General features: G+C 58.0%; 13 protein-coding genes. 1 reads left to right on the top strand and 12 read right to left on the bottom strand.

What is annotated here, in order from left to right:
- Positions 1 to 21: 21 nt before the first annotated feature.
- The 11 genes from AADZ90_RS11345 to AADZ90_RS11295 all read right to left on the bottom strand — a co-directional run bounded on the left by AADZ90_RS11345 (position 22) and on the right by AADZ90_RS11295 (position 16,460).
- Positions 22 to 3,642 (bottom strand): ATP-dependent DNA helicase, encoded by a 3,621-nt coding sequence (locus AADZ90_RS11345; RefSeq protein ID WP_367310104.1) that lies wholly within the window; start codon positions 3,640 to 3,642, stop codon positions 22 to 24.
- On the bottom strand, positions 3,639 to 4,328 hold the full coding sequence (locus tag AADZ90_RS11340; RefSeq protein WP_367310103.1) for an abortive infection family protein: 690 nt from the start codon (positions 4,326 to 4,328) through the stop codon (positions 3,639 to 3,641). Before AADZ90_RS11340 ends, AADZ90_RS11345 begins: the two co-directional genes overlap by 4 nt.
- Entirely contained in the window at positions 4,325 to 6,634 is a 2,310-nt protein-coding gene (locus tag AADZ90_RS11335; RefSeq protein ID WP_367310102.1) for a restriction endonuclease subunit S, read from the bottom strand. Before AADZ90_RS11335 ends, AADZ90_RS11340 begins: the two co-directional genes overlap by 4 nt.
- Positions 6,634 to 8,100, bottom strand: coding sequence for an N-6 DNA methylase (locus tag AADZ90_RS11330; RefSeq protein ID WP_411997007.1), 1,467 nt, complete (start codon positions 8,098 to 8,100; stop codon positions 6,634 to 6,636). The genes AADZ90_RS11335 and AADZ90_RS11330 overlap by 1 nt, the downstream gene beginning before the upstream one ends.
- A gap of 21 nt (positions 8,101 to 8,121) precedes the next feature.
- Positions 8,122 to 10,491 (bottom strand): EcoAI/FtnUII family type I restriction enzme subunit R, encoded by a 2,370-nt coding sequence (gene hsdR / locus AADZ90_RS11325; RefSeq protein WP_367310100.1) that lies wholly within the window; start codon positions 10,489 to 10,491, stop codon positions 8,122 to 8,124.
- A complete protein-coding gene (locus tag AADZ90_RS11320; RefSeq protein WP_367310228.1) occupies positions 10,478 to 10,639 on the bottom strand; it encodes a type II toxin-antitoxin system prevent-host-death family antitoxin in 162 nt (53 codons plus the stop codon). The genes hsdR and AADZ90_RS11320 overlap by 14 nt, the downstream gene beginning before the upstream one ends.
- Positions 10,640 to 10,822: 183 nt before the next feature.
- On the bottom strand, positions 10,823 to 12,139 hold the full coding sequence (locus AADZ90_RS11315) for a tyrosine-type recombinase/integrase (protein WP_367310099.1): 1,317 nt from the start codon (positions 12,137 to 12,139) through the stop codon (positions 10,823 to 10,825).
- Positions 12,140 to 12,362: 223 nt separating this feature from the next.
- On the bottom strand, positions 12,363 to 13,535 hold the full coding sequence (locus AADZ90_RS11310; protein WP_367310098.1) for a CaiB/BaiF CoA transferase family protein: 1,173 nt from the start codon (positions 13,533 to 13,535) through the stop codon (positions 12,363 to 12,365).
- Positions 13,532 to 15,040 carry a tripartite tricarboxylate transporter permease gene (locus AADZ90_RS11305; protein WP_367310097.1) on the bottom strand — a complete coding sequence of 503 codons (1,509 nt, stop codon included), beginning with the start codon at positions 15,038 to 15,040 and terminating at the stop codon, positions 13,532 to 13,534. Before AADZ90_RS11305 ends, AADZ90_RS11310 begins: the two co-directional genes overlap by 4 nt.
- Positions 15,040 to 15,498 (bottom strand): tripartite tricarboxylate transporter TctB family protein, encoded by a 459-nt coding sequence (locus AADZ90_RS11300; RefSeq protein ID WP_367310096.1) that lies wholly within the window; start codon positions 15,496 to 15,498, stop codon positions 15,040 to 15,042. Before AADZ90_RS11300 ends, AADZ90_RS11305 begins: the two co-directional genes overlap by 1 nt.
- A 5-nt stretch (positions 15,499 to 15,503) precedes the next feature.
- Positions 15,504 to 16,460 carry a Bug family tripartite tricarboxylate transporter substrate binding protein gene (locus AADZ90_RS11295; RefSeq protein ID WP_367310095.1) on the bottom strand — a complete coding sequence of 319 codons (957 nt, stop codon included), beginning with the start codon at positions 16,458 to 16,460 and terminating at the stop codon, positions 15,504 to 15,506.
- Between AADZ90_RS11295 and AADZ90_RS11290 the strand changes: the two genes are divergently transcribed.
- Positions 16,461 to 17,480 carry a LysR family transcriptional regulator gene (locus AADZ90_RS11290; RefSeq protein WP_411997006.1) on the top strand — a complete coding sequence of 340 codons (1,020 nt, stop codon included), beginning with the start codon at positions 16,461 to 16,463 and terminating at the stop codon, positions 17,478 to 17,480.
- On the opposite strand, the gene AADZ90_RS11285 is transcribed toward AADZ90_RS11290, so the two are convergent.
- Positions 17,477 to 17,815: a hypothetical protein gene (locus AADZ90_RS11285; RefSeq protein ID WP_411997005.1), complete on the bottom strand. Its 339-nt coding sequence runs from the start codon at positions 17,813 to 17,815 to the stop codon at positions 17,477 to 17,479. The two genes, AADZ90_RS11290 and AADZ90_RS11285, sit on opposite strands and share 4 nt — an antisense overlap.
- Positions 17,816 to 17,828: the final 13 nt, after the last annotated feature.

The following is a 17,828-nucleotide window of genomic DNA, read 5'->3' as shown; positions in this document are numbered from 1 at the left end:
GCAGGACTATGCGCCAACATGCTATCTGCGTTTGATCCCCTCAATCAGTTGATTTGCCTTGAAGCTGAGTTGACTGCTCTCCAATGTTTCAATCAGACGATTTGGAAAATTGGCCTCGTACCAACTCTTCTTTTGATCGCGATGCACCGAATATCCCTCGTCTGACAACATTCCCCAGTGCTCCCAAAAGTATTTTTCCCCACCCACCCGAAGCGTGAAATCCGGCAGAAAAAAACTGCCGTCTCCAGCGTAGAGTGGCTCTTCATAAGTAAACGGGATGCCTGCTTGATGGAGCAGGTTTGCGATTATCACCTCGGATTTCGACCGCACCATGTCGCCGCTGAGTGCTTCATGGATCTTGCCGCTTTCATACCAGTCGCTTCTAACCAACAGCCGATCATCAACGGTCCTGAAATGGCCGAAAAGCGATGACGAAACGAGCACGCTCTGTGCGTTCTCTTTTCGCCTGGCATCCAACAATGGTGAGAGATTGCCCTGGACGTACAACCTGCAATGGCCTTGGGCGCGTGTTAATGCGGTATAGAGAAGTTCCGCACTTAGCGGTCGTCGAGACGCAGGGAGGACAACGAATGTCTGCTCGAACTCGCTTCCTTGAGACTTGTGAATCGAGATTGCGTAAGCGAGTTCGAGATTATTCTCGACGCTCTCGGACGTAAACCTACCCTTTGTCGCTGTTGGGATTTCGCGACCGTAGTTTACGCAAATCTTCTCTTTTCGTGCGAATTTGACCTGAAATCGTTTCAGGCGCTTTTTGCTGTATCCCGCGAAGACCTTTTTAAGGTTCGCCCGGTCGAAATTATGAGGTTCGACATACCCTATTTCTCCATTAAATAGCTCAACTTGGCGGGCTTTTCCGACAGAGAAATCAAATGCCCACAGTCCCCGCCGAGATGTTCTGTTCTGGATCTGGATGACCTTGTCGTTCAACGTGATGCCATCAACTGCTCCCACCCGATCGATCAGGTCATTTGTCAAAACAGACTGAAGCTCAATATTCAGCGCCTCGACGCCATGAAGCTCCCCGCGGTGTGGAGTTAAGACCTGTAAGCGTTCCGGGCTGTTCTGGATAATCTCATTGCGCCACAATTTATAAACTGGCGAGTCCGCCTCTTCCCGAGGCAGGACGGAGACTAGGTCTGACACCAAACTAGCTACGAGGTCATCGGCTGAGTTCCAATAGGCAACATCCAAATCTTCGTCGATCTTCCCGCCCTGGTGCACCTTCTGAAGGAATTGCTCTGCCTCGGGCGTCGTTTGTTCGCTTTGTACGGAGGAATCGACCAGAAATAGCTCCGCCAGATCGAGGATGCCTTGACCTTTTCCGTCGAGCCTATTTTCCATCTGACGCATGTTAGTCTCAAGCACCGCCAGATTATGCGTTTCGGCTTCGCGCAGCCATTCGATGATATCCGAGAATACGCGTCCCCTGCCGATCGGAGGAAGTTGATTGTGATCGCCAACGAGGATCAGACGCTTCACGTTTTGCCATTCGATTGACCGGAAGAATGTGGCGGCGAGCGCAAGATCAAGCATGGATGTTTCGTCGATGACGATCGTGCCTTCGAGATCAGACCGTTTTCCACCCCATCTCTTGAAAGTCAGATTGTCATTGAGCCAGCCGTTTGAAGCCAAGAAGGAGTGGATCGTCGACACGTCGACACCAGCTATCTTGTGACGTTCGAACACGGCGCGTACACGGTCCGTTGCCTTTCCGGTCGGCGTCATCACATGGATCGGCGCGCCAACTCCTTCGACCTGCCGGATGCCTTTGACTATGGCGCGGATGATGGTTGTCTTGCCGGTGCCCGCACGACCGGACACAACCGAAAGAGGCAGCCTAAATATCTGAGCGCATTGCTCTGCTTGGGCTGCCACCGCGTTCTGGTATTCCTCGCCACCTTTCTTTGAAAGGGTCGATTCATCATCGGAAACAGCTCGCATCCAAAATCCATCCGAGAGCGGGCGGGACAGAGCGATGGCGGGCCGGTCGAAAAGCTCTGTTAGCGCCGTTTCGACCCTACGCTCATCCTGAAATACCTGTTTCAGATAGAGGTAGAGGCGCTCGTCTTCTTTTTTTAGCACCAAGGCTTTTTCGAGCGGATCTCGGTCAACCTCAAAATATCTCAGGCTGAAATTATGCCGTTTCCATTCCGGCATCCTATCCATTCGGGCATTGATTTCCTTCAGAATGATATCCGCCGGACGGAAGGTCTGGTTGGGCTCGCGATGCAATTGCTCCACGCACAGCGAACGAAGCCGGCGAGGATCATCAAGGAGCATGTCGCATAGCACATCACCGCCGAGTTCCGGTGACGGAAAAACCCCGCGATCAATCGTACTCCACGGGATAACGTCTTCGGGCGCATCTCCGACAAAGATCTCACTTAGCAGATAGGGATCTTCGACAATTTCCCTCAGGTCTTCAGGCAGGCCATGCGCGGTACGCTTCTGGCCAACAATGCTTTCAAGCTGATCGAGATAGAGGTCGACGCGCACCGCCACTGTTTTGAGGAACATACGCACATCGTCTTCCAGCAACTGCCAGGAACGCGAGACACGTTTCGCCACGAGACCCGTCAGATTCAGTTCGGGGCAATCCTTTCCGCTTTCGAGAGCGTCGAAGAAAAGCTCGTAGGCCTTTTTCTCCTCCCTCCTGTCGCAATACCATTTAGCATTGTTGATGCTGGCTTCCACGTCGAGTAGATCCATCACGGTAAGCAGCCCAGGGTATAGGCCGCGCCGCTGCCAGAGCTTGCCGATTTGCGCCTGTACCCATTTCTCGCGAAGGTCCCAATCTTCCTGGGCGTCTCCGATCTCTTTCAGTCGGCCGATGGCATCGAGCAGTTGCTCCAGCATCCCGATGGCCGTGTCATCGGTGAGGTGACGCGCACCGTATTTGCACGTGGCGGGATTCTCAGGTGTGACAAAGATCTTCTCGAGAATTTCTGGTTTGTCGCGATAGGCGTGATAGGGAATGCGGAAACCTTCGTCAGGGTAGTAGGACGTCACATTGCGCGCCCACACCATGCCCTGAGCGAAGCGCTTTTTGATGTCGTCCGTGGCGTTCGGATAAAAAAGCGGTTTGCCGACCTGTTTCACTCGCGAGACACCGACGATCACATATTTTGGGTCGTTCTCTTCGGTGAACGGGTTGGAGTGGTTGGCGTAATAGAAGATCAGGCTTTCGCCATCATCCAGTTCGGCGAAAAATTCGTCCGCGCCTTTGCGTCGCTTATCGTTGTCGAGCCGGCCGTCAGTATAAACCTCATCGCCATACATAGCTTCATAAGGCCAGACGCAGACGGTCGACGGCGGGATATCCCATTCTTCCCGATCAGCACCATCGTAGAAGAAGTCTGGTGGATTGGAGTAACCCCGGATAGCGTCGGGTCCAAAGGCATTGATGCTGTATATGCAGGGCGGCACATCGTCACCCTTGAGCTTGCAGACCGCCTGGCCAGCGCAAGCCGTTTCTCTCTCCAAATCCCGCTCCCGGTGGATCACGTCTCCAGGATAGGACTTCAGGCCAACGCAGTAGGTGTTGAGTTCTGGCTTCGAGCAGATGCGCCCGTTCCATCCGTCGTCATGCCAGGCGATGCGGGCGGTGAGATGCGTGGTCATGTGGCCGATGCCTCCTCATCTGGTTCAGCAACGACCTCAGAAATCTGAAACTTCTTGAGCTCTTCGGAGTATGAGTTCCGGTCGAAAATGAACAGCAGCTCCGAGGGGCGAACCTCTTTGCCATTGATATAAATGCGGCCCTCTTCCTGATCGTAGGTGATCGAGGTTGATGCATCCAAGACTTCATTGAATGACGCAAGTTCCAGACGTTGTTCGATCAGATCGAAACGGAGCTTGGTCAGAGTCAGATCGATATTGAACCGGTTGAAAGCATGCCAGAGCAGGCTGATGACGCTTTCGAAGATCGATACAAAAATCCGGATGTCCGTTTGCGACGGCATGTCCTGGCTATCGTGCTGGCCATGTCCCGCAATGCCTGTGCGGTTGCGAATTTCTGCCAGCGCGCCGACGATCCCGGATAGGTTCCCAGCAATCCCGTCATTGTCGAAGCCACAAGCCGATAAGGCCTGCTTGACCAACTTCGGTAGTTTCAGGTCTTCATAAGGAATATCACGCTCAGCGAGGATGTGTTTGCAAATGATCTCGATCACGCATTTGCAGTAGTCGATTGCTTCGGGTTCGAGGGTTTCCAGCGCCCGCTCTGCCTTGTCGATCGTGGCCGCGAGCCTCGCTAGCTCCAAGACTTTCTGAAAATCGTGCGCGTGTTCCAGAGGCGATATGATCAAACCGATTCATCCTCGCCTTCCGGGTTGAAGAGCGCCGTTACCTCAAGCACGGCCGTCCCGATCGACATCTCTGTCAGTCTGAGTTTTTCGATCTTTGGATGCCACTCCGGGTCGCTGGTGATGTATTGCAGGATTTGTTCGGCGTCGGGGTCGATGTCCAGCGACCGCAGGTGCTCCACGGCATAGTCGACCGTTGCCAGCGTTTCCCATTCGTCGTTCTTCTTGTAGCGGAAGTGGTCGGCCACCCAGCGGGCAGGCTCGCCATAGCCATAGGTTTCGATCCACTCGGCCGCGTCGGTGACCTCTGCTCCTGGTACATGGCCAAAGCCGAAGCGGCCACGTGCTTCACGCAGCCAGCTCTTCCGCTTAGCGATGGCGATGCCGCCGGAGTACTTCATGGACGGGTTATAGGGTCCGGCCGCTTTCTTGAGGTACGCCATCTCGCCCACATGCTCGCCCATTTTGCGGCGGGCGAAGTAGACGGCCTTCTGCAGGCGGAAATTGCCGATGGGTTCACCGCCAGTCTCGAAGAAGGTGTTGACGATGGCCGCGACCAGCACGGCTTCTTGGAACTTGGTATCGACGTTCGGTGGCCGAACCGGGGCGCCTTCGACTTCCGGCTCCGGGTTTGAGTGGACCAAGACACCTTTGGTCACTGGTGTTTTGGCCGTACCCTTGTCGCCTTGCTCTGGTGGGGCGGTTTCGGGCACGCCCTCGAATAAACCCATGGCTTTCGTAGCGCCGCCACCATCCGGGTCGGTCTCGGTCAGGGCGTGGATCAGCGACGCCATCAGCTCAGCGTTTAACTGCTCGCCCTCACGCACCTGTTCCTCCAGCCGGTCACATAGAGCCATCAAATTGCTTATACGATTGACTGTTGTGCATTGTGCCTGGCTGCTAACGATCGGTATGAGCGCTGACTTCACAACCTTTTGGTTGATCTTCGGCATGCTCCCCGACGTTCCAGTAGCATTTCTCCGAAAGTGAGTTCTAAGTGAGGGTGATTGAAGACTATAAAGGATGTACTGCGGATCAAATCCTTCAAGCAACTGCATTTTCATAATTAGGTCAGGATAAATATAACGTCCCGACAGTCCTTGCACGACTGTTGAAGAGCCAACATGTTCAAGAGAGTTCGCTCTTTGAATTAGCAGGTCATTCTCGGCGAGCCACAAATGACTGTCTTCGCCTATTACTTCATCAATATACTTGAACTTGGACTGATCAAATTTGCCTCGTGTAACGGCAGATAGAGTTATTGATCGTATATCTGTTGCGCTTCTCGCCGGTTTGGGGGAGAAACCATTTCTCGGTCCAAAAGCAAGGATTTCTTCTAGTGGTGTGTATGCCGGTTTCTCATCGTTGAAAGCACCTAAATAGGCTTGCTCAAGAACAGCACTTCGCAGCTCTTTGATATTCTCAACGTCGTCAAATAACCGACTAAAGTTTTCAGCGACTGCTGGCCAACCGTTGGCAATTTCCTGTGGGCCTTTAGCTTCCGTCAGGTTGTGCAAGGCGGAGGCGGCTACGGCGCGCTTCAGTCCGGTTTCCTCAACCTGCCGTGCCTCCAATGCGTCGCACAGCGCCATTAGCTCATCGACCTTGGCGACAATCCGCTTCTGCTCGACAAGGGGTGGTAGGGGGATGGGAACTGCCGAAACAACTTTCCCGGAAACTTCCATAAATGTGGTGCCGGATGCCCTTGCTTCAAATTCTGCGATTGAAGCGCGCAGATAGATGAGAATGTACTCAGACATTCCATCCACATAAGGTACGCATGACTTGAAACCTTGATTGGTTGCCAGCGGATTTGCAGCGATGGCAGTGTAGCCAATAGGCGCGCGGCTGGAAAACAGGACAGAGCCTTCAGGTAACAACCGTGCGGAGCTTTCGGCTAGGCCCAGTTCGGAGATCGATCGCTTGCCGCGAGTGATGAATTTTTCGCGGAATCCGTAGAGATCTGCAGGTGTTAGCCATGGAATGCCAGATTCTGCAAAGTAGGCTGAAAAGTTACTCTTTGGCGTGCCACCACCAACAATGCGCCCAACCCCAGACATGGTTGTCCATCGCCAAGTTCTCGGGGTGCTGAAGAGTGGTTCTGCCTCTGGGTATTTGGATTTCTTGTTCTCTTGCAAAAAGCGCTTTTTGAGTTTCGATAACAAATCTTCAGCGTCGCCATCCCCGGCGATCTGCGGCACCAACTTCCCCCGCACTGCCAATTGCAGCACCAGTTCCCGCAACTTCTGAACCCCGCCGGGACCGTTGGCGAGCGGTGCAAACTCTCTGAGAAAGGTCTCTGCGTGCATCAGGCGGCTGTCGTCTTGGTCAGTGCCTCGGCGAGCACGGCTTTGAGCTCTTCCTGCGTTTCGGCCAGCGCTTTGCGGTTCTCTTGCCATGCAATGATCAGTTCCGCCGGGTCCTTATGGCCTTCGTCCTCGCGGTGCGGGTTGGTGATGTCGAGATTGTAGCCGTTGGCCTTGATCTCTTCCGCGCTGACCTTCCAGGCGCGGTCATTCTCCTTCCGACCTTCCCGCGTTTTCAGGTCACCCCACCAGGCCTTCTCGCTGCCCTCGCCTTCGAACTCCGCGATGCGCATGGGCTTGGTTTTGGAATAGCTCTTGTAGCCCTCGGGATAAGGATGCTCGTAGAACCAGACCTCCTCGGTCGGCTTACCCTTTTCGAAGAACAGCAGGTTCGTCTTAATGCCCGTATAGGGGTTGAAGACGCCGTTCGGCAGGCGGACGATGGTATGCAGGTTGCACTCCGTCATCAGCTTTTCCTTGATGCGCGTCTTGATGCCTTCACCGAACAGCGTGCCATCTGGCAGCACCACCGCAGCGCGCCCGCCGTCCTTCAAGAGTTCGATGATCAGCACCAAGAACAGATCAGCTGTTTCGCGGGTCTGGAAGGCTTGCGGCACGTTCTTTTCGATACCGTCCTCCTCCATCCCGCCGAAGGGCGGGTTCGTGACGATCACATCGACCTTGCCGCGCCATCGGTGATCCTTGAGTGGCGAAGATAGCGTGTTGTCATGGGCAATGTTGGTCGGTGCTTCGATACCATGCAGCATCATGTTGGTGACGCAGAGCAGGTGCGGCAGGGCCTTCTTCTCGACGCCAAAAATAGTCTTCTGAACCGTTTCGGCATCATCGGTCGATTGAACGTAATGATCCGACTTGTGGTCCATCACATGGGCCAAAAATCCGCCCGTTCCGCAGGCTGGATCAAGCACCATTTCGTCCAACTTAGGATCGAGCATTTCGACCATAAACTGAGTGACGGAGCGAGGGGTGTAGAACTCGCCAGAGTTGCCCGCGCTTTGAAGGTCCTTCAGAATTTGTTCGTAGACATCGCCAAAAGCGTGCTTGTCACCCGTGCTATTGAAATCGATCTCATTGATTTTGTTGATGACTTGCCGGATTAGCGTGCCATTCTTCATGTAGTTGTAGGCGTCTTCAAAGGCGGCACGGATGACAATGGCCCGGCTTCGCTCATCGCCTTCGATTGGCAGGTTCTTTAACTTTGGGAACAACTGATTGTTGATGAAGTCGAGTAGCGCTTCGCCGGTAATTCCTTCCGGGTTCGCCGCCCAAGCAGACCACCGTAAATGAGCGGGAATTGGGGACTTGTAATCGTCGCTGAGCAGCGAGAGCGACTCTTCCTGATCGTCCAGAATTTTAAGGAAGAACATCCAGACCAATTGGCCGATGCGCTGAGCGTCGCCGTCAACACCCGCATCCTTGCGCATGATGTCCTGAATGGACTTGATCACTCCCGATACATTCGACACGCCTTACACACCCTCCCGATACAACTCTTGCTGCAGTTCCATCACCGCAGCTTCATAGGCAGACTTGCCGCCAAAGACGCCTCTCACGATCTCCACGGGTGTGCCGATCTCGTCGAAGGGTTTGAGCTGCAAAACCTTGGCGTTCTCCAGCGGCCCAAAATCCTCGTCGGCGTATTTGTCGAGGAGCGCTTCCAGCACGATTCGCGCCTTACCTTCGAACTTGGTAAAGTAGTTGCGCTTTTTGACCTGTTCGGCACGCTCCTTGCGCGTCAGCGGCGGTTGGCCATAGGCCACATGGCAGAGGAGGTCGAAAGCGCTGAAATCCTCACCGTTCTTTACTTCGTCGCGCAGGCCATCCAGCGATACACCGAGAGCTTCCAGCTCCTCGATGATCGCCTGTTTCTTTGCAGCGTCGGTCCATCGGCGTAGAAATTCATCTAGCGTTTTGTAATCCTTCTGCAGCGTCTTTTTGGCATAGGAGCGCAGCGACTCCGTGATCAGCTTGCCATCTGGTCCAAGATACTGGACGCGCTTGGACAGCACATTCACCTCGACGCCATCGACATAGAATTTTCGCGGCAGCGGATCATCACCAAACGGATCACCCAGGACGCCGTCGGTGGTCTCCAGCTCGTCATCGTCGAAGCCGCTTGAAGTGTCTGTTTCCTTGTCATCGTCTGGTGGCAGTGGGGGATCATCAGTACCTGGCTCATAAATCTGCACCGGTTCGCCATCGAAGTCCGGATCGGCGAAGAGCTCTGTCGCCCGCTTGAAGTCCATGATCGTAAAATATTGCTTGCCGTGTTCTTCATCGATGCGCGTACCGCGCCCGATGATCTGCTTGAACTCGGTCATGGACAGGATGCGCTGATCCAGCACGATCAGTTTGCAGGTCTTTGCGTCGACGCCAGTCGTCAATAGCTTGGATGTCGTCGCGATGACCGGGTAGCGTGCCTTCGGGTCTATGAAGTTGTCGAGTTCCGCCTTGCCTTGGGCATCATCGCCCGTAATCCGCATGACATATCGGTGATTTTCAGCAACGAGATCGGCGTTCGCATTGGCGAGCGCTTGGCGCATGCGTTCGGCGTGCTCTGTGTCCTCGCAGAACACGATTGTCTTGTCGAAACGGTTTGTGACCTTCAGGAATTCTGTGATCTTAGCCGCGACTAGCTTTGTGCGTTTATCCAGGACCAGCGATCGGTCAAAATCGCGCTGATTATAGATGCGGTCCTCTACTTCATGGCCATATCGGTCGCGCGTTCCTGCTTCCGGCCGGTAGCCGGTCAGGTCCTTATCAAGGTCGTAGCGGATGACCTTGTAGGGAGCCAGGAAGCCGTCTTCGATGCCTTGCCGCAGCGAATAGGTGTAAACCGGCTCACCGAAGTAATCGATATTGGAAACGTCTGTCGTTTCCTTCGGCGTGGCGGTCATGCCGATCTGCGTAGCGCTGGAGAAGTACTCGAGGATTTCGCGCCAGGCTGAGTCCGCTGCGGCACTCCCCCGATGGCATTCATCAATGATGACCAGATCGAAGAAGTCGCGTGAAAACTGCTTGTAGATGTTTGCAGCTTCGTCGGTTCCGGTCACAGCCTGGTAGAGCGAAAGATAAATCTCGTAGGACTTGTCGGCTTGACGGTTGGTAATCTTCGTCATCGCGCCGCCGAACGGTTTGAAGTCGTTCGTCTTGGTCTGGTCGACGAGGATGTTGCGGTCGGCGAGGAAGAGGATGCGCTTCTTTGCACCTGCCTTCCAAAGCCGCCAGATGATCTGGAAAGCGGTGTAGGTCTTCCCCGTTCCTGTCGCCATGACGAGCAGCAGGCGGTCGCGGCCTTTCGTCGTTTCCTCGATCACTCGGTTGACTGCAAGCGTCTGATAGTAGCGCGGCGCCTTGCCGGAACCGTCGTCGAAGTAGTCCTGATTGACGACCGGGTTTTCTGCGGACGCGATGCCCTTCCAGGCCGCATAGCGTTGCCAAAGCTGATCCGGCGACGGCATTTCCGCGAATGAAATCTCGCGCTCAACAGTGTCCCCTGAAGCCGATCTGTCGTGCATCAGGAGGCCTTTTCCGTTTGTCGAAAACGCAAAGGGAACATCGATCATCTCGGCATATTCGAGCGCTTGCTGCATACCCGAACCTACGGAATGCGTCGCATCTTTTGCCTCGACAACGGCGACCGGAATGTTCGGTTTGTGGTAGAGGATGTAGTCGGCTCGCTTCTGTTTTCCGCGCGAGGTGAGCTTTCCGCGGACGATGATGCGGCCTGCCGTAAGGCTCACTTCCTCGCGAATTTGAGTGTGCAGATTCCATCCTGCGGCGGTTAGAGCGGGCGTGATGAACTTGCTGCAGATGTCGCGTTCACTAAGCCCCTGCATTCCCACCACCCCCAAGCTCAGTTGTCGTTTGGTTGGTACGCTTCTCCTGCGCGCAAAGCCGCTCATACTCTTCCACCGAGACAACGACCACAACACCGCGTCCATGCTTCTCAATGCATACTGGCTCCGCGCGAGCGGTATCGATCATCAAGCCGAAAGCATTTTTCGCTTCCCGCGCAGACATGGTTTTCATAGCTGAATCCGTTATGCCCCGTTTGCGCCATTTAGCCTGAAATAGCTCTTTTTGCCAACATCAAAACGCGCCGAAGGCCAATCAACCGAAAGCGTGCGGTAACCAGCGGCCTCAATTTCCAACAGGAGGCCGCTCGAGCTACTTAAGGGCATCGACGAGTAGCTGGTTGATTGCGTTCTGACGGGATTGCCGGTCCAGCGTATAAGTGTTCCGTCTGAACTCGATCCCTTCGAGCAGAGCCGTGACGTAGCCCGATACCGTATCCGCAGCCATGATCAGCGTTGAGTCAAGCGTGTGGACGTATTTGCTTGTAACGGATCCTTTGGCGTGTCCGATTAACGCAGCTATAGTAATCTCGGTAAAGCCGAGGTCATTGGCGATGCTGGCGAAGCTGTGCCGCAGGACGTGGGGTGTCACGTCCCAGAGCGGCGTGTCCGCGAAGAGCTTCTTCCAGCTTTGCGGAAAGTTCCCGACGGCGTTGTCCTCACCCTGACCGGGGAAGACAAACGTCCCATCCCGTTTCAAGCGCGCGGCCTCAAGATAGTCGATGACCGGCAAGCCGACCGGCCGGACAGATGCGCCTTCTTTGCTGTCCTTCAGACGTAGGCAGCTGCCTTCGATGTCGACCTCGCTCCACCGCAGACTAATGATCTCGCCACGCCTACAGCCGGTCAGGGCGATGAGGCGGAGGATCTCGGCGTGGATGCCGAAGTGGCTGTCATGCCGCACGTCCTTAAGAATGCGACCCAGCGACCGGTACTCCGCTTCACTCAGTCGTCGGTCCCGCACCTTGTATCGCGGCTTCTTCAGGCCGTGGGTCGGGTTCTGGTCGATGATCCCGGCTTCGATTGCGTAGGTGAAGATACCGCCGAGGAGGCCCATGGTGCGGATGGCCGTGCCACGTCCGCCGCGCACGATCGCTTTGCCACGAAGCTTCTCCGTCTTCATCACGACGCGCGTCTTTCCGGCGATGATGTCCTTCATCAAATTGTTCATGTCCGGTTTGGTGATGTCCTTGATCCTCCGCGTGCCGAGCAAGGGGATGATGTGACGGCGGATGCGACCGACATCGGTCGCGACGGTGGTCGCCTTCTTTGGGCGGCCTCCTTTTCCGAGAACCAAGCCTGCCTCCATATCGGCGATGTACTGCTCGCAGAGCTCCCGAACGGTCACTGCGCGGCGCTCCTCCTCACGCTCGGCAGCGGGGTCTTCTCCCTGAGCGATCTGGCCAAGCAGTGCCTTCGCTTCCCGACGCGCAGTGTCCGGTGTCCAGACGCCATGGATGCCGATCGTGTAGCGCCGCGAGCGACCTTTCGCTCTATACTGGATGAGGTAGCTACGCTTCCCTGAGGGATAGACACGAAGACCGAAACCCGGCAGCTCGTCGTCCCAGACAACGTGGCCTTTGCTCTGCGGCTCGACTGCCTCTACAAACCGTTTGGTCAGTTTGGTCATGCTCCCGTCCTTCGGAAGCCCCGATTTCGAGTAAGCACCACGTAAGCACGCGGAAGGAAATCAAGGCGTATTCTCGGATAGAGACTTCGGAGCTTCGTTTCTGAAAAGCAATATATTCCAGGATGTTAGCGTGCTCTGGCGTACCCTATCGTGCAATTCGGATGGGTCCTTAAACCAGCTCCGAAGGCAGAGGCCAGAGGTTCGAATCCTCTCGGGTGCGCCATCAGGCCTTCTGTTTTCGAAGGATCGTTGGTGTCTTGGCCCTGCTCTGGGACGCGCCAAGCTGTTCTGCCGCCGGCAGGGCTTGGTGATCCGAGCGGACTCCGTAGCGGAAAGGCAGGCCGGGGACGGTGGCCGGGCCAAGATCCTCGACGCTTCTGAGGAAGCCACGGGCGTTCAGGTGGGGATCGGCCAGCGCCTCTGGCAAGGTTCGGATCCGGGCAGCTGGGACGTCGTTGGCCAGCAGCAGCTCCTCCCAGTCTCCGGCGCTGCGCGTGCTGAGTGCTTCGGTCAGCGCTTCCGACAGGTCTTGGCCGTGAGACACGCGGCTTTGTGGGTCTGCGAAGCGCGGATCGGTGAGCCAACCCGCGCGGTCGAGCACATGGGCGAGGGCGCGGAACTGGTGGTCTTCGTTGACACCGAGGACGATCTGACCGTCCTTGCAGGGAAAGGTTCCCGCAGACGGGCTGCGGCTGTTGGCGGCGTTGCCGCGGGGTCGGGGTTCGTGGCCGGTGAGACGGTAGTCGGTGATGTTCGAGCTCATAAGGAGCAGGGCCGTGTCGAGCATCGAGACGTCGATGAATTGGCCTTTGCCGGTCCTCTCGCGCTCGTAGAGCGCAGTGGAGATTGCGAAGGCGGCGGCGAGGGCCACGGAATAGTCGATGATCGGCGCGCCGGTGCGCATCGGGCCGGTCTCGGCTGTACCGGTGAGCGTCATGAGGCCGCTCGCGGCCTGGATATTCACATCATAGGCGGGCGCATCCTCGCGCGGGCCGCCGCGGCCGTAGCCCGTCATGGCGCAGTGGATCAGGCGCGGGTTCTGAGCGTGCAGAAAGTCCCATGTCAGGCCGAGGCGCTTGAGCGTGCTGGGACGGTGGTTTTCGACGAGGATATCGGCTGTTGCCAGCAGGTCGTCGAAAGCCTGCCGGTCGTCCTTGTCGTCGAGGTCGAGCGCGACCGAGTGTTTGCCAGCTGCTTGCGTCAGATAGGCGGTGCTCATACCTGCCGCCGCGCGATCGGGATCGGTGCCGCCCCTGTGGCGCATCGCATCGCCCCGTCCGGGGGATTCGACCTTGATGACCTCGGCCCCGAGGAGGCCTAGATAGAAGGCGCAGGCCGGACCGGCGAGGACATGGGTGAAGTCGATGACGCGTAATCCGTGGAAGGGTCGGGTCATGCATCCTCCAATGCGGCGTTGCGGGCTGCCCGGTTGAGGCTGCGGACCCGAAAGGCGAGGGCGGCGAGGCCCAGGCCGATGAAGAGAAGGGCTGCGGGCCGTTCGAGGTAGATCATAATGCCGCCATCGGAGAGGCGGAGCGATTGGCGGAACGCCTCTTCGGCGCCGCCGGCGAGAACGAAGGCGATCACGAAGGCGGCCGGGTTGAAGTTGTACTTGCGCATAGCCCAGCCGAGGACGCCGGCGGCGAGCATCACATAGACATCGAAGAGATTTCCGCGCGCAGTGAAGGCGGCGAGAAACGAGATCATGAAGATGACCGGGTAGAGGACCTGCGCCGGGATGCGGATGATGTACCGCCCGATCGTCGCTGCGCCGAAATAGCCGATCAGGCCGTAGAGCGCGATGCCTATCAGGCCGCAGGCGAAGAGCGAATAGATGAGATCGCGCGAAGTCAGAAACAGCGTCGGGCCGATCTGGATGCCATGGATCAGGAAGACGCCCATAAGGATGGCACCGATGGTGGAGCCCGGGATGCCGAGGGTCAGCAGCGGCGCCATGGACGGCCCGCTGACCGCGTTGTTTGCCGCTTCTGGTGCGGCGATGCCTTCGAGGGCGCCTTTGCCCCATTCCTCGGGATTGCGGGCGCGGCGTTTGCCTTCGCCATAGGCGACAAAGGCCGCGATGGCCGATCCGAGGCCGGGCAGCATGCCGATGAAGGCACCGATCACGGAGGATCGGGCCACATGGGGCAGGCAATGGCGGTAGTCCTGCCAGGTCAGGCGGTTCTTGGCCTTGTCGTCGGGCGGATGTCCGGAGGGGCGGGCGCTTTGCAGGCCTTGGTCAAGCTGGGCAAAGACCTCTCCCATCACGAAGATGCCGATCATCAGGGGGACGAGGTGCAGGCCATTGGTCAGATCGAACGATCCATAGGTAAACCGCTCGAGCCCCGTGATCGGGTCGAAGCCGACCATGCTGACCAACATTCCGAGGGCGGCGGAGGCAAGGCCGCGCGAGACCGACTTGCCGATCACCGATCCGATCACGATAAAGGCGGCGAAGTAGATCCCGAACAGCTCTGGCGGGCCGAGCCTTAGGGCGAGCATCGCAATCCAGCCGACGCCGAGGATCAGCATGATATCGCCGGTGAAATCCCCGATAACCGAAGAGATCGTCGCGGTCTTCATCGCCTTCCCGGCCAACCCCTTGCGGGCGAGGGGGTAGCCGTCGAGCTGGGTCGCGGCGCTGGCGGCGGTGCCCGGCGTGTTGAAGAGGATCGCCGCGATGGAGCCGCCGTAGCGGCCGGATTTGCCGATCACGTAGAGAAAGGCGAGGGCGGCGAGCGGGTCCATGTAATAGGTCAGTGGCAGCAGCATCGCGATCGCGGCCGAGGCCGTGAGCCCCGGGATCGCGCCCGCGACCATGCCGGTTACGGCTGCCAGCAGCACCCAACCGAGGAGCGATGGGGTCGTCACGACCGTCAGAAGCCCGGCGAAGATATCCATCAGAGAAACGTCAGGTGGTCGAGTATATCGAACCGGTCGCCGAGTGGCGGGAAGGCACCCAACAGACGGAAGAAGAAGAGATGGAGCGCCAGCGGGACGATGATGGCGGCCACGATTAGCGTCGTCCGCTTTCGGACGCCAAAGAGATAGAGGGTGGCGGCGATTACTGGCGGGCTGGCCAAGAGATAGCCGACCTGGAAGATGAGCCAGATATACAGAACACCGAGCGCGGCGAGCGTGATGACCTTTCGGCTGTCCCCGCCTTCTGATGGCATTCCGCGTTGGTCAGAGCGAAACTCGCTGAGTCCGGCAAGTATCAAGGCCGCCGCAGCGAGTAAGGGAAACAAACGCGCGCCCCAGTCCCCGTCCGGACCGAGAGGAATGGCCAAAGCTGACAGGGCGGCGGCAAGGCCGAGGGAGAGAACGACCGCGCCGACGCCCCAGACCGGGGCACGCATTCCGCCTAACCCTCCGCGCGGAGGGCAGCGATGACGTCTGTCGTGTCGTCGCGCAGGCGTTCCAGGCGCGCTCGCGCCTCATCTCCGGGGAGGAATTCAGGGATATTGCCACGTTCGCGCATCGTGTCGCGGAAGGCGTCGGACCCGGCGACGTTGCGGAAGAGGTCTTGCATATTGGCAACGATCTCGGGGTCGGTTCCAAGTGGTGCGAAGGCGATGATGGGAGAGCTGACCTCGACATAATCGAAGCCCTGCTCGACTGCCGTCGGGACGTCGCTGGCGATGCCGTCCCGTTCGGGCGCGAGCAGCGCCAGCACCCGCAGCTCATTCTCGAAACCGGCCGCCTGCTGGATGCCGACGGTGGCAAAATCGACCTGTGCGCCGATCACCGCAGCCCGCGTAGGTCCGCCGCCTTTAAAGGGCACATCCGTTGCCTCGATCCCGTTTGCGTTGAGAAAGCTCTGCCCCGCTACATGGTGGGCGCCGCCCCGGCCATTATGCGCCCAGCGCAACTGCCCCGGATTGGCCCGGGCGAAGTCGACAAGATCGGCCAGCGTCTGGAACGGGCTGCTGGCAGGGACGAGGATTGCCGGGTCGAGGTCGCCGATCTGGGCGATGATTTCGAAGTCGTCCAACGGGGTAACCTCTGTCTCGCGCAGCATCGACGTCAGAAGGAAGGATCCGGCCGACGTGATCATGATCGTGCTGCCATCGGGTCGTGAGCGCGACGCTTCGATTGCGCCGGTGATGCCGCCTGCGCCGGAGACGTTGTTCACCACCATCGGAACCGGCAGCATCCCGTCAGCCGCCGCCGCGACAGCGCGTGCGAAAGCGTCGGTGCCGCCACCCGCGGAGTAGGGCAGAATGACATTGACCGGGCGCCGTGGCGACCAGTCTGCCCGCAAGGCCGTTCCGGCCACCAAAAGCCCCGCCGAAGCAGAGAGAAAAGCTCTACGATCCATGTGACCTCCCGTGATGCACGCCGAGGTTGCTTGCGTGCGTTATTGTTCGCGAACCTTAGCGCCTTGCATCAATGCGAAAAAATAGAATTATTGGCATATCACTTTCAGAAAGTCGAAGATATGAACCTTCGGTCTCTTCGGATATTCGTCTCGGTCATGGAGTTGGGCACGCTGGCGCGGGCGGCGGAAGCGTTGAATACCAGTCAGTCTGCCGCAAGCCGAATGCTGCATTTGCTGGAGGAGGAGTTCGGCGTTGCGCTGTTCTTGCGCAGCCGCCGGACGTTAACGCCTACTGTCGAGGCCGAAGCGTTCCTGCCCGAGGCGATCCGGCTGCTGTCGCAGGTCGATTCCCTGCCGGATTTTTTCGAGCAGCTTCGCGAGGACGCGCCGCCAGCTTTGCGGATCATCTGCCACCAGAGGCTCGTCAACGGGCTGGTCTTGGCCGCCATTGCCGCCTTTTCGCGGGATCATCCGGCGGTTCCCGTCAAGCTGGAGGTGCAGCCACGTCGGGATCTGGGGCGCAGGGTGCTGCAGGACCACTTTGATATCTGTGTCTCGGCGCTTCCGGCGCCATCGCCTGATGTCGATGTGCGCAAAATCGCGTCTGTGCGGCTGGGGGTCCTGTTGCCAGCCGATGATCCGCTCGCGGCGCAGGCCCGGATAGACACGCGTGATCTGGAGACGCGGGACTATATCGCCCTTGACCGGTCGACCGTGGTGCGCCGCCGGGTGGAGGCGACCTTGCACCAGCAAGGCATAACTCTGCGCCAGCGCCATGAAGTGTCGACCGGTGCGTCGGCGTACCGGCTGGTCGCCGAAGGGCTTGGGTTTACCTTTGCTGACGCGATGGCGCTGGACCCGGAATTGGGCGGCCGCGTGTGCCTGCTGTCCTGGGGCGACGGGCCCGAGATTTCTTATGGCATCTTCCGCTCGCCCAGCGGCGTTCCGCACCCGATGTCCGAAGCGTTCGAGGACATTCTGGTCGGAATTGCAGGCAGGCTGGTTGGAACGAGGCCTTAGTGGATATCCACGGTCGCCCCGATCGTGCCGATCAGAAGGACGTCGAAATCGACCCCCGGGGCGTGTTGCCGGACCTCCGCCACCACGACGCCGGGGGAGGGGATGTCGTCGCTGATCGCCCGGTAGCGTCCGGTGAAATCAAGTTCGTCCAACCGCAACGCCAGGTCGATCACGTCGAAATCCGGCGCGAGGAGGGCGGAAAGAACAATGTCCGGCGCAACTTCGGCAAGACGGCGGGCATCAAGGTCGTCAAATCCCACGAAATGGAGACCGGGTCCGGCCGGGAGCGAACGGCCGGCCTTGAGCCAGCCCTTAAGGTCGCCAACGACAAGCATGACTGGCTCGTCC

This window comes from Aestuariibius violaceus, from assembly GCF_040779325.2.
Taxonomy (GTDB): Bacteria; Pseudomonadota; Alphaproteobacteria; order Rhodobacterales; family Rhodobacteraceae; genus Aestuariibius; species Aestuariibius violaceus.
The sequence above is the reverse complement of the archived record's forward strand: the minus strand, read 5'-3'. Positions and strand labels throughout refer to the sequence as shown.